Annotated in this window: 10 protein-coding genes; 9 read left to right on the forward strand and 1 reads right to left on the reverse strand. The window is 36.9% G+C overall.

All coding sequences use genetic code 11. The features are described from left to right. The first annotated feature begins 289 nt into the window (after positions 1–289). Together AB7942_RS22500 and AB7942_RS22505 are read left to right on the forward strand one after the other, a co-directional pair. Positions 290–1,693 carry an MFS transporter gene (locus tag AB7942_RS22500; RefSeq protein WP_369448582.1) on the forward strand — a complete coding sequence of 468 codons (1,404 nt, stop codon included), beginning with the start codon at positions 290–292 and terminating at the stop codon, positions 1,691–1,693. A gap of 311 nt (positions 1,694–2,004) precedes the next feature. Next, complete coding sequence (locus tag AB7942_RS22505; protein ID WP_369448583.1) at positions 2,005–3,387, forward strand: glycoside-pentoside-hexuronide (GPH):cation symporter; 1,383 nt, start codon at positions 2,005–2,007, stop codon at positions 3,385–3,387. A 73-nt stretch (positions 3,388–3,460) separates the two neighbouring features. Here the strand turns inward: AB7942_RS22505 and AB7942_RS22510 are convergent, their stop codons facing one another. After that, entirely contained in the window at positions 3,461–4,654 is a 1,194-nt protein-coding gene (locus tag AB7942_RS22510) for an ROK family transcriptional regulator (protein WP_098932763.1), read from the reverse strand. Between the two features lie 259 nt (positions 4,655–4,913). Here AB7942_RS22510 and uxaC point away from each other — a divergent pair, with 259 nt between their 5' ends. The 7 genes from uxaC to AB7942_RS22545 all read left to right on the forward strand — a co-directional run bounded on the left by uxaC (position 4,914) and on the right by AB7942_RS22545 (position 12,978). Then, positions 4,914–6,317 carry a glucuronate isomerase gene (gene uxaC, locus AB7942_RS22515; protein WP_369448584.1) on the forward strand — a complete coding sequence of 468 codons (1,404 nt, stop codon included), beginning with the start codon at positions 4,914–4,916 and terminating at the stop codon, positions 6,315–6,317. Between the two features lie 74 nt (positions 6,318–6,391). Continuing rightward, positions 6,392–7,804 (forward strand): NADP-dependent phosphogluconate dehydrogenase, encoded by a 1,413-nt coding sequence (gene gndA / locus AB7942_RS22520; protein ID WP_369448585.1) that lies wholly within the window; start codon positions 6,392–6,394, stop codon positions 7,802–7,804. Between the two features lie 238 nt (positions 7,805–8,042). Continuing rightward, a complete protein-coding gene (locus AB7942_RS22525; RefSeq protein ID WP_369448586.1) occupies positions 8,043–8,978 on the forward strand; it encodes an AraC family transcriptional regulator in 936 nt (311 codons plus the stop codon). Next, positions 8,979–9,866 (forward strand): sugar phosphate isomerase/epimerase family protein, encoded by an 888-nt coding sequence (locus AB7942_RS22530; RefSeq protein WP_369448587.1) that lies wholly within the window; start codon positions 8,979–8,981, stop codon positions 9,864–9,866. It abuts the gene before it with no gap. A 2-nt stretch (positions 9,867–9,868) separates the two neighbouring features. Next, positions 9,869–11,029, forward strand: a complete 1,161-nt coding sequence (locus tag AB7942_RS22535) for a Gfo/Idh/MocA family protein (protein ID WP_369448588.1) — start codon at positions 9,869–9,871, stop codon at positions 11,027–11,029. 81 nt (positions 11,030–11,110) lie between these two features. Beyond that, positions 11,111–12,115 carry a Gfo/Idh/MocA family protein gene (locus tag AB7942_RS22540; RefSeq protein WP_369448589.1) on the forward strand — a complete coding sequence of 335 codons (1,005 nt, stop codon included), beginning with the start codon at positions 11,111–11,113 and terminating at the stop codon, positions 12,113–12,115. 2 nt (positions 12,116–12,117) lie between these two features. Beyond that, positions 12,118–12,978: a sugar phosphate isomerase/epimerase family protein gene (locus AB7942_RS22545; protein WP_335712950.1), complete on the forward strand. Its 861-nt coding sequence runs from the start codon at positions 12,118–12,120 to the stop codon at positions 12,976–12,978. Positions 12,979–13,094: the final 116 nt, after the last annotated feature.

Genomic DNA, 13,094 nt, shown 5'->3' on the forward strand with positions numbered 1-13,094 from the left:
AAACTATCTTAAGCACTTGAATCACGTAAGAGAAGCGATTTTAATAATTGGAATATTATTTAATTAAACGCTTACAAAAAGTTGTTGACTGAGTAAATAGTCGATGATAAGATACAACTATACTAATTAATTAGTTCAATAAACTAATTAAAAGAAGTGCACTAATAGTCTTTTTAATAATTTGTTTTGAAAAGGGTTTCAAGGTATTGAGAGTTCAAAAGTTTCATGGAGTTAAACGTATAGCTTTCGGGGTGAATTACAAATTAAATGCATAATGGAGGGGTAAAAAATGAGTCAACTTGCAAAAAAATCGGCTGAGGTACAAGGTTCAACAAATGAATTTAGAAAGTTTGGAATGAAAGACAAACTTGGTTATATGTTTGGTGATTGGGGGAACGATTTCTTCTTTATTCTAGTTGCCGCATTCTTAATGGTTTTCTATACAGATGTCTTTCATATTAATCCTGCTGCAGTCGGTGGTTTATTCTTACTTGCCCGTTTGTGGGATGCAGTAGCAGACGTTTCATGGGGCCGTTTTATTGATACAAGAAGAGCAGGGAAAAATGGCAAATTCAAGCCTTGGATTTTTAGAATGTCTTTCCCGCTTGTTATTTCTGGTATTTTAATGTTTGTTCACATTCCAGGAATGTCCGATGGATTTTATCTTGCTTATGCTTACGTAACATATATTATTTGGGGAACACTATATAGTACAGTTAATATTCCTTACGGATCAATGGCTTCAGTTATCACAGGCGATCCTGTTGAACGTACAGCACTATCAAGCTGGAGAACATTAGGTGGAAACTTGGCCGGTTTAATTATTAACGTGGTTGGTCCTATGATTTTGTTTGTTAACAACCGACCAGATGCTAATCGCTTCATATTAGCTGCATTAATTTTCGGTGGACTTGCACTTGCTTGTTATATGGCTTGTTATAAATTATCGGTTGAACGGATTACATTGAATGAAACAACTAAACCACAGATGAACTTAGGACAAACAATGAAAGGTCTTGTAAAAAACAGACCATTAATTTGGTTCCTTATTGCTTCATTATTGTTCCTGGTTGTCTTTATGTTAATTGGTGCAGTAAACGTTTATTTATTTAAGGATTACTTTGGAAATGCTAAAGCACTAAGTATGGTTGGTCTTCTTCAAGCTATTGCAGTATTTGTAGGTATGCCATTTGTTAAACCATTAGTTGCGAAATTTGGTAAAAAAGAAGTGGCTTCTGGTGGTTTATTACTTGCTGCTATTGTATACGGAGTTCTATATTTCCTTCCTAACATAACAGCAATACAATTTATCGGAATTTTAACCGTTGGAATGTTTGGTTATGGTATTTTCAACCTTGTCATTTGGGCTTTCGTTACTGACGTTATTGATTATCATGAGTATTTAACTGGCTTACGTGAAGATGGAACCGTTTACTCGATCTATTCTATGGCACGTAAAGTTGGTCAAGCAGTTGCCGGCGGTGTTGGCGGTGCAGCAATCGCAGCAGTCGGTTATAATCCAACTCTTAAAGCACAGACAGCGGATACGCTTCAAGGAATTCATACACTTGGAACTCTAGTACCTGCAATCACACTTGCTGTTGTGTTCCTAATTATTGTATTCTGTTATCCTTTAAACAAAAAGCGTACAGCACAACTTGCAGCTGATTTAGCTGAAAAGAGAAAAGGCTAAAATTAAATAGGTAAATAAAGGCTCCGATTTCATGCGAATCGGAGCCTTTTCTGTTATGCTATGAACTCCCTTATTGATCTTTACTGGATAAATGTTAATAAATGGGTCGAACAGGATGATAAACGCTTACAAATTATTATTGACGAAATTTGTCGACGGTGGTATTCTATCAATGAAGTTAATTTGTTAGTTTATTAAACAAATTAAAAAACTTTTTTCAAGCTCAAAGATTTAAACATTTATTCTTTGTAGTTTTGAAAAGGGTTACAGCTAAAACACACATTTAATTATTAAAGAAGGAAGAAGGAGTCATGATGGAGAATAGTGCCCAAAAAAAATTAACCTTAAAAGAAAAAATCTCCTACGGTTTAGGTGATGTGGGTAACGGCTTTATGTTTGATATGGGGCAAATTTATTTGCTTAAGTTCTATACAGATATTTTAGGAATTTCGGCTTATTGGGGCGGCCTCGTATTTTTAGTATCAAAGATTTTTGATGCATTTGCAGATTCCTCAGTAGGTGCTTTTGTGGATAAACGGAAGGTAGGTAAACGAGGTAAGTTCCGGCCGTTCATCTTATTTGGATCGATTCCGCTTGCCATTATGACTGTCATTTCTTTCATGGCACCTGACTTTTCAGATACAGGAAAAATTGTATTTGCTTTTATAACCTATATGGCCTTTGGGTTGTCGTATTCCATTGTTAACATTCCTTATGGATCACTCGCAGCTTCCATGACCCAAGATTCTGTGGATCGTGCATCTCTTGGATCCTTCAGAGCTATTGGCAGCCAATTTGCAATGCTTATTTCTGGGATGGTTGTTATCCCAATTGTTTTATATTTTCCAGATCAAAAATTAGGATATACCGTGGGAATCGGTTCGATGGCGTTAATTGGGGTCATATTCCATTATATTTGCTATCGTAATACAAATGAAAATGTGATTAGGGTGCCTAAAAAAGAAGAAGAAAAGCTTCCGATGTCAAAACTCTTCAAATTATTGCTAAGTAATAGACCGCTAATTGCTCTTTGTTTCGTTTGTTTGTTTATGGTTGCTGGGAGTAACCTACGCACAGCTGTTCAGTTATATTACTTACAATATAATTTAGGAAATTCAGGTCTTATGTCTTTGCTTTCATTTACTAGTATTGGAATCGCTGTCATTGGTTCATTTTTTATTCCAGCACTTGTTAAAAGACTTGGAAAAAAGAAAACATTTATTATCGGTCTTTTTATTGGAATTGCCGCGGATGTTGCAAACTTTGTTCTTCCAGCTAACGTACCGACTTTCCTTATATTACTTACAATTGGAAGCTTAGGTCTTAGCTTTGCACTAGGTTTACCATGGGTAATGGTTGCGGATGCAGTGGATTATCATGAATGGAAAACAGGACAACGGACAGAAGGGATTGTATATTCAAGTTACAGTTTCTTCCGTAAACTAGCACAGGCGTTAGCTGGTTTTATTCCTGGCGTTGCCCTTGGATTAATCGGTTATGTTCCAAATGCAGAGCAAACTGCTGACGCACTCCTTGGTATTAAAGGGCTAATGTTCCTCGTTCCAGCCGGACTAAACTTAATTGCAGCGATTATCTTAATTGTTCTGTATAATTTAACAGAGGATCTTTATAAAAAGATTGTTGATGAACTTAAAGATAAACAAAAGGTAAATGATAGTTTAAAAAGTGCGTAATGAACATCGTTAAAAACCCCTTTTAGCACTAGCTAAAAGGGGCTTTTTCCATGAAAGAAGAAGTAATCATGTTCTAAATGAGTGCGCTTCCAATACGGTTGGATTTTATCTCATAGGGTAAATTTAACATCGGGACATCAAGAAAATGTTTGATAGCAAGTGCACATGCCCCAAGGACACAGGATTCTTTCCCGATAGTAGAGATCATTAATTCCCGGTAATGACTAATTGAAGAATTTAGATTTCCACTAATTTTATCGAGAGAGTCCGGATACATACGCAACAGTTCACTATCAAGCACGAGTACGTCTGGATTATACATGTTAATCATATTATTCAATCCAATGGAAAGATAAAAAAGGAATTGTTCCATCAGTTCGTGCACTTCCACATCGCCTTCATTAAGCCACTTTTGAATATGTTCGTACGTTAGATTCTTTATTTGTCGTTTTTTAGATAAATGTTCAAAAATGACCGATTCTGAAGCATACTTTTCCCAGCATCCCTTATTTCCACAATTGCATGGTTTACCTTGTGGAACAACAATCATATGACCTATTTCACCAGCATATCCGTCATTCCCTCGAAAAAACTCATTGTTCATCATCATACCTAGGCCGATCCCAGAATAGAGGGTCGCACATAACAAGTTGTCTGTTTCATGGTGCACAAAGACCCTTTCGGCAAAAGAACTTAGATTTGCATTATTTTCAAGGTAGATAGCCGAATCAAATTCTCTTTCTAAATCACGCTTGAGATTAATATCATGCCAATTAAACCGAGGAACATAGTGGATTTCTTCGTCTTTTGTAACTAGACCATGGATGGCGATAACAATTCCAACAATACCATAGCGGCTCGTAGTGTAATCTGCTTTGAACTTTTTGATTTGTTGAATTAAAAGATGAAGTATCTCTGTATAATCTGCAGTATTTATTTTGATAATATTAGATGAAACAGGACCGCCAAGAAGGTCTGATAATGTAAATGATATTTGACCATAATCAAGGTCAATACCAAGTGCATAGCCAACTTGTCCGTTCAATGAGAGCATAATCGGCTTTCTTCCAACCGAAAAATGCTCAAGCTGTGTCTCTATAATAAGCCCTTCTTCCAATAAGTCTGCAACTTGTGCTGAGATGGTTGCTCTTGTTAAGTTAGTGGCTTTGGATAGATCTGCTCTCGAAATCATTCCTTCTTTAACAATTTCTCTAAGGATTAAAGAGCGATTAATTTTTTTTATATATGCCGCATCACCAGTAACCATTTTTATCCTCCATTTCGTGCATTCCTTTGTTTATATCCTTATTATATCAGTTCTTTCATTAAAAGGTCGTTATTATTCTATTAATACCTAAATAGTTAATTGACTAAACATATTAAACATGATAAATTAGGAATGTAATTAATTTGTTTAATAAACAAATTAAAAGAGAACTATCTGATAACAAATACTTATATATTTCTGTAAGGGGTTACAGATGTGCATTAACCTTATGAATTTCTATCTAAAGGAGAGGTATTCGATGAAAAAATTTATGGATCAACACTTTTTGTTAAATACAGAAACTGCAGTTAAGCTTTATGAAAATGCCGCAGTATCTTCACCAATTTTTGATTTTCACTGTCACTTAGATCCGAAGGAAGTATGGGAAAACAAGTCATATGAAAATATTACTCAAATCTGGCTTGGTGGGGATCATTATAAATGGCGAACAATGCGCATGCATGGTATTGGAGAGGAATACATTACCGGAGATGCAGGTGATTGGGAAAAATTCGCAGCATGGGCAGAGACAGTTCCACATTTAATTGGAAACCCAGTATACCATTGGACGCACTTAGAATTAAAAATGGTCTTTGGTATTGATAAAGTATTAAGTCCTGAGACAGCTCGTGAAATTTGGGAAGAATGTAATGAAAAGTTACAGACGCCTGAATTCACTGCAAGAGCTTTAATTGAGAGATCAAATGTAAAGTTTATCGGAACGACGGATGATCCAATCTCTACATTAGAATTCCATCAATTATTGAAAAATGATGAGACCTTTAAAACAATTATTGCTCCAACATTCCGTCCAGATGGTGCGCTTTTTATTGAACGTCCAACTTTCGCTAGCTGGATTGAAAAATTAACACAAGTTTCAGGTGTAAACGTGGATTCATTTGACGCATTACTAGCAGCGTTAAAGCAACGAATTGCCTACTTCCATGAAAACGGAGGTCGCGCATCGGACCATGACATTCAAAATATGGAATACGTGGAATCTACAAAACAAGAGATTGAAGAAATTTTCAATAAAAGATTAAGCGGCTTAGAGCTTTCAACTAGTGAATTAGTTTCTTACCGTTACTACTTATTAAAAGAGCTTGGCAAGATGTATGCCGAGAAACAATGGGTTATGCAACTCCATATGGGAGCGATGAGAAACAATAATACAAGAATGAAAGAACTTCTTGGAACTGACGTTGGATTTGACTCAGTTGGAGAAACTAATATGGCAGAAGGATTATCTCGTTTCCTAGATTCCTTAGACCAAGAAAATGCATTGCCGAGAACAGTACTGTTTAACTTGAACCAAAAAGACAATGTTATGCTAGCAGGAATGATGGGTAACTTCTATGAAGAAGGGATTCCAGGAAAAGTTCAATTAGGTTCTGGTTGGTGGTTTTTAGACCATATCGATGGTATGGAGAGACAAATGAAGGATTTTGCAAATGTCGGATTACTCAGTCACTTTATCGGTATGCTGACAGACTCTCGCAGCTTCCTATCTTATGCACGTCATGATTACTTCCGCCGAATTCTGTGTAACCTCCTTGGCGATTGGGTTGAAAAAGGGTTAGCGCCGAATGACATGAAGCAAATGGAGCAAATGGTAAGGAATATTTGTTATGATAATGCCGAAAAATATTTTTTAAGACGCTAAAAAAGCACTTTTTAATTGTATTAATGAAAGAAATGTGGTTATCTAAATAGTATTAATAATGAAAGAGGGATAGTATGTCTAAACAACAAATTGGTGTAGTTGGTTTAGCTGTTATGGGTAAAAACCTTGCCCTAAATATTGAAAGCCGTGGATATTCCGTTGCTGTATTTAATCGTTCATACGATAAAACAGAAGAGTTTTTAAAGAATGAAGCAGAGGGAAAAAACTTTGTAGGTGCACGTACTGTTGAAGAATTCGTTAATTCTTTAGAAAAGCCTCGCAAAATTTTATTAATGGTTAAAGCTGGTACTGCAACAGATGCAACCATCGACTCTTTAAAGCCATTTCTAGAAGAAGGCGATATCCTAATTGATGGTGGGAATACATTCTTCCAAGATACAATCAGACGTAATAAGGAACTAGAGACAGCAGGATTCCATTTCATCGGAACTGGCGTTTCAGGTGGAGAAGAAGGCGCATTAAAAGGTCCTTCTATCATGCCAGGCGGTAAAGAAGAGGCTTATAACCTTGTTAAACCAATCTTAGAAGCCATTTCTGCAAAAGTAGAGGGCGATCCTTGCTGTACGTATATTGGTCCAAATGGTGCTGGTCACTATGTGAAAATGGTTCATAACGGAATTGAATATGGAGATATGCAGTTAATCTGTGAAGCTTATTTTATTTTGAAAAATGTCCTTGGTTTAGATGCAAATGAGCTTCATGAGGTCTTTGCTGAATGGAATAAAGGCGAATTAGACAGCTATTTGATTGAAATTACGGCTGATATCTTTACAAAAGTGGATGAAGAAACTGGTAAACCAATGGTTGACTTAATCCTTGATACAGCTGGTCAAAAGGGTACTGGTAAATGGACAAGCCAAAATGCTTTAGACTTAGGTGTTCCACTTCCAATTATCACTGAATCTGTATTTGCCCGCTTTATTTCAGCAATGAAGGATGAGCGTGTTAAGGCAAGTAAGGTTCTTAATGGACCAGAAGTTAAGGCGTTTGAAGGCAATAAAGAAGAATTAATCGAAGCAGTTCGAAAAGCATTATATATGAGTAAAATTGTTTCTTATGCACAAGGTTTTGCACAAATGCGTGCTGCCTCTGAAGAATACGATTGGAATCTTCGTTACGGTGATATCGCGATGATTTTCCGCGGAGGCTGTATCATTCGTGCACAATTCTTACAAAAGATTAAAGATGCGTATGATCGCGACCCTGAATTAAGGAACTTATTGTTAGATCCATACTTCAAAGAAATTGTTGAAAACTATCAACAGCCATTACGTCAAGTTCTTGCTGTGGCAATTGAACGTGGTATTCCTGTACCTTCATTCGCTAGCGCGATTGCCTATTATGACAGCTACAGGACTGAAACTTTACCTGCTAATCTGTTACAAGCACAACGTGACTACTTTGGTGCTCACACCTATCAACGTGTTGATAAAGAAGGAGTATTCCATACACACTGGATGGAATAAGCAGTTTGATTTGGACCACTTTCAAAAGAGACAAAACTAGCTCAATAGGGGCTGGTTTCGTCTCTTTTTTTTATAGTCGGTTGCCTTAAATTTATTATTAAAAAGCAATGTGAGTCAAAAATCAACTATTTTTTAAGCAGTTTTAGAGAATGATTTTAGTTTCTAAGTGCAATATAATAATAGTATGTTAAGTAAACAAATTAATTTGTTAACGCTTACTTATAAGGGTGTGAGAGTAATGGATGAGTGGAATATATCTCCTAATAGAAGAAAAATAATGGATGAATGGATAAACGCATTCTACCGAGTACAAGGTATGGAGTCCAACATATTTAATTTTCACTCACATCAAGAATATGAGATCTATTTTTTTCATTCGGGTGATTGTAAGTATTTAATTAATAATAGGATTTATGAATTACAGCCTGGTGATATCATTCTTTTGGATGGTATGACATTGCATAAACCGAACCCGAGGACAGGCAGCACGTATACAAGGAGTATGCTTCATTTTTCACCTACGTGGCTGCAAGAGTTATTGACAGCTCTTGGAATCCCAAATTTGTTAGATCCTTTTAAGAAACTTAACAATTGTTTGCTGCGAACACGATATGATGAAGCGGGACAATTTGTTGATGGACGGATAAAGGAAATCGCCGAGTCGTTGGAACAAATTAATGAAGAAATGCAACGAACCGGCAAGAAAAATGAACTATTAGAAGCCGAAGTGAAACTTGAGTTAGTTCAATTATTGTTAGGAATTTTTAAAATGAGTCAAAAAGAATTATCTCAAGTAACAAGTAAAAAGACTGAAAAGGAACATCATGCAGAGGCCATTGCGTCTTGGATTAATGAACACTATAGCGAAAAAATAAGTTTAGATAGAGTGGCTGCAGAGTTGAATCTGAGTAAGTATTATGCTTCGCATGTGTTTAAGGAAGTCACTGGCTTTACGGTGATGGAATATGTAATGGGGTGCCGGCTCAATCAGGTGAAGTATTTGTTGGAAATGGAGCCTGATCGAACGCTAACAGAGGTGTCACGGGTAACTGGCTTCGAGAGTGTTGCCCATTTTAGTCGGTATTTTAAAGAGAAGGTGGGCACCACACCGTCACGTTATCGTAAAAATAAAATTTCTAGCAACATTACTGTGAAAAAGGGGGAACATTCCTAAATGAATAAAGACTTAATGATCTCAGGCTTTTCAGATGAAATCTCTTCTGATTTTGATACCCAGCTTGAAGTTGTCTCAAATCTTGGTATGCATTATCTTTCTTTACGCGGTATTGATGGGAAAAATATTGGTGATTATACCGTTGATGAGATTAAAGATAATGTACAACCACGGCTTCAAAAGGCGGGTATCGGTGTTTCTTCAATAGGGTCGCCTATTGGCAAGGTGTTCATAAAGGATGAAGATGGATTTGCCCATCAAAAGATCATGTTGGACACGCTTTGTCAAATTTCCAACTTATTAAATTGTAAATATATCCGTATATTTAGCTTTTATATTCCTAAGGGCGACAATGCCGACCAATATCGTGAGGAAGTCGTTAGTAAGCTTAAGGAATATGCAGCCATTGCTGAAAAATACAATGTTATTTTACTGCATGAAAATGAAAAGGATATCTTTGGTGATATCGGAAGACGCTGTCATGAGATTTTAACAGAGGTTGGTTCTCCTTACTTCAAAGGGATTTTCGACTTCGCTAATTTCGTACAGTGCGGTGAGGACACACAGGAGTGTTACGATCTCTTAAAGAATGAGATTGTTTATATACACATAAAGGATGCTGTAACATCTGACAGTCAAAATGTTGTCTGTGGGACTGGAGAAGGGAAAATACCTGAGCTGCTGAAACAATTTATTCAAAGCGGTTACAAAGGCTTCTTAACGCTTGAACCACATCTCGTTTTATTTGATTCATTAAAGGATTTAGAACTGGAGGATGCTACAGAGATTATTAAGAATGACAAAGGTCTCGATGGTGCAGGCGGCTACAAGCTTCAATACGAAGCACTTTTAGAAATTCTTCAAAAAATTGAAGGCGAGGAGAAATAATTATGAAACCTGTAAGATTAGGTATTGTTGGACTAGGAGCACAAGGTGGAGCGTACGCTCAATTTATTTCAGAAGGAAAAGTTAAAAACATGGTGATTGGAGCAATTTGTGACAATGACCCAGCTAAAAAGGCAGTAGCAGCAGAAAAATACCCTGATGTTCCTTTTTATGATAACTATATTGAAATGCTTGAAAGCGGTGAAGTTGACGCTGTTGTGACATGTGTACCTCATTACTTGCACCCTGAAATGGGGATTGATTCGTTGAAGAGAAACATCCATGCATTGGTTGAAAAGCCTGCAGGTGTTTATACAAAACAGGTGAAAGAACTTAATGAATTTGCCGCTACAAAGCCTGAATTAACCTATGCGATCATGTTCAACCAAAGAACGAACCCACTTTATCAAAAACTGAAAGAGCTTATTGATAATGATGTAATTGGTAAAATCCGCCGTACAAACTGGATTATTACTACATGGTGGAGACCACAAGGTTATTACGATCAAAGTGAATGGAGAGCAACATGGGGCGGCGAAGGCGGAGGTGTTCTAGTCAATCAAGCACCACACCAAATTGATTTACTTCAGTGGATTTGCGGGATGCCTAAAAAGGTTTATTCGAATGTGAAATACGGTTACCAACGTAATATTGCAGTTGAAGATGAAGTAACAGCTATGTTTGACTACGGTAATGGCGCTACTGGTGTATTTATTACAGCGACACATGACATTATTGGTACGGACCGTTTTGAAATTTTAGGAGACAACGGAAAAATCGTTGTTGATGACAGCAAAAAAATTACCATCAAACGACTTAACAAACCTGAACCAGAAATGAATGCTACAATGAATATGCAAGATGTCATGAGTATTTTCATGGGTGGAGACACTTCAGATATTTATAGCACAGAAGAGATTGTATTCGAAAGTGTTTGGGGCGGCCAACATATTGCTGTCTTGGAGAACTTCGCAGCAAATATTATAGATGGCACACCATTAATCGCGCCTGGAAGCGATGGGATCAATGGAGTAGCCTTGGCAAATGCTATCCACTTATCAAGCTGGTTAGGTAAAGAAGTTGAGCTTCCGATTGATGAAGAGGTCTATTTAGCAGAATTAAATAAAAAGATTGAAGAAGAAAATAAGTATCCTGTTAGAAAATAATCATATACATTTAAGAGATTTATCATTCAAACGAACTCATAGCCTTCATGCCATGAGTTTGTTTGCAAAGGGGATAGGCTGATGCTAAATGTAGCAGTAATAGGACTTGGAGATATTTCTAAAATTCATATTCCAGCTATACAAGCTAACCCAAATGCTGAGTTAGTGGCAGTTTGTGATATTAATGAATCATTAAAAGATACCGTACCTGGGGTAAACTTTTATACAGATTATCATGAGATGCTAGAAAAAGAAGTCCTTGATTGTGTCCATAATTGTCTGCCTCACTACCTACACTACCCTGTAACAAAAGCTTGTGTAGAAAAGGAAGTACATGTATTTCAAGAAAAGCCGCTTGGCTTGAACACTGAAGAGGGACAGGCACTTGTAAAACTTGAGGAAGAACACAGTGACGTTAAAATCGGCGTGTGTTTACAAAACCGATATAATGAAACTTTTGAAATGCTTCAAGAAATGGTTAAGAGCGGCGAATACGGCAAGATCACTGGAGTAAAGGGTTTGGTACCTTGGTTTAGACCAAAGGCTTATTATGATGTTAAGCCCTGGCGGGGTCAAATGGAGTATGCCGGCGGCGGCGTAATGATTAACCAAGCTCTTCATACCTTAGATTTACTACAGCTGCTCGGCGGTGAAATTGAAGCAATAAGAGGAACCATTGACCAGTTATTGGACTACGGAATTGAAGTCGAAGATACGGCGTCGGCTCATATTCAGTTTAAAAATGGTGCAAAGGGGTTATTCTTTTCTACGAATGCCAATGCAGAAAATGCAAGTGTCGAGCTAGAGGTAGTCTTAGAAAAGGGAAAATTCAACATCAAAGATAGCATTCTTACGAGAGTGACGGAAGAGGGTAAAAAGGTAGAATTGGTGGAGGATGCGAGACTGCCTGGAAGCAAATTCTATTATGGGGCTAGCCATTTCAAAACTATTAACCAATTCTATAATTGCATCGCCCAAAATACTCATGAATATGTTCATGCAAAGGATGCATTAGTTTCCATTCAAATGATTGATGCAATTCGAAAATCATCCGAGACAAAACAAACAATAAAAATGGAGGGGTAACCATGAAAAAAGGTAAAATTGGCGTTCAAATGATGATGCTAAAAGGCAAAGTGGACGAACTTGGTGCCTATGAAACAATGAGAAAAGTAAGAGAGCTTGGATATGGTGCTGTAGAAGTATCACAAATTCCAATGACAGCAGAAAACGTAGCGGAGTTAAAAAGAGCAAGTGAAGATTTTGATATCAAAATTGCTGCCCTTTCTGCTGCTTTAGAACCCATGCTACCTGGTGTGCCTGGCGAGACGTTAACGAATGACTTTGAAAAAATTGTTAATGATTGTAAGACATTGGACTGTAATTTTTTAAGAATTGGAATGCTGCCGTTAACTTGTATGGGACATAAAGATAAAATTATGGAATTTATTGAAAAAGCTGAAGCGATGGCTCATAGATTGGCAGAGTATGGAATTGAATTGTATTATCATACACACCACCTTGAATTCCAAAAATATGATGGTGAATATTTATTGGATATCATTAAAAATAATACCTCTAAGCTTGGTTTTGAGTTAGATGTTCACTGGATTCAAAGAGCTGGTGAAAATCCAATCGAGTTTGTTAAAAAATATGCTGGTCGGATTTCTCTATTGCACTTGAAAGATTATCGGATCGGACAGATGGATTTAAGTGAAGTAGACTTTAAGGATATGGTTAAATTCATGCAAGTCTTTACGAATACGATTGAATTTGCTGAACTTGGGGAAGGAAACCTTGATATCAAAGCGATTACTGAGGCAGGTCTAGAAAGTGGGGCTCAATATTTCTTGGTAGAACAAGATAATACGTATGGTCGTGACCCATTTGAGTGCCTAGAAATTTCAGCAAATCACCTGAGAAAACTAGGATTTGGCGAATGGTTTTAAAATTAAAACGACCGTAAAAAGATATGAAGTAAATTGGGTGTCAGGCACTATGGTGTCAGGCACTTTCTTTTTTTAAAAAGGCTGTGTTATAGGACATTGTTGATTTTATATCCAAG

The sequence above is a fragment of the Neobacillus sp. BF23-41 genome (assembly GCF_041106275.1).

Coding starts and splice junctions, on each gene's coding strand:
- AB7942_RS22530 (WP_369448587.1), top strand. CDS start 8,979: ATGAATAAAGACTTAATGATCTCAGGCTTTTCAGATGAAATCTCTTCT.
- AB7942_RS22540 (WP_369448589.1), top strand. CDS start 11,111: ATGCTAAATGTAGCAGTAATAGGACTTGGAGATATTTCTAAAATTCAT.
- uxaC (WP_369448584.1), top strand. CDS start 4,914: ATGAAAAAATTTATGGATCAACACTTTTTGTTAAATACAGAAACTGCA.
- AB7942_RS22510 (WP_098932763.1), bottom strand. CDS start 4,654: ATGGTTACTGGTGATGCGGCATATATAAAAAAAATTAATCGCTCTTTA.
- AB7942_RS22545 (WP_335712950.1), top strand. CDS start 12,118: ATGAAAAAAGGTAAAATTGGCGTTCAAATGATGATGCTAAAAGGCAAA.
- AB7942_RS22535 (WP_369448588.1), top strand. CDS start 9,869: ATGAAACCTGTAAGATTAGGTATTGTTGGACTAGGAGCACAAGGTGGA.
- AB7942_RS22525 (WP_369448586.1), top strand. CDS start 8,043: ATGGATGAGTGGAATATATCTCCTAATAGAAGAAAAATAATGGATGAA.
- AB7942_RS22505 (WP_369448583.1), top strand. CDS start 2,005: ATGATGGAGAATAGTGCCCAAAAAAAATTAACCTTAAAAGAAAAAATC.
- gndA (WP_369448585.1), top strand. CDS start 6,392: ATGTCTAAACAACAAATTGGTGTAGTTGGTTTAGCTGTTATGGGTAAA.
- AB7942_RS22500 (WP_369448582.1), top strand. CDS start 290: ATGAGTCAACTTGCAAAAAAATCGGCTGAGGTACAAGGTTCAACAAAT.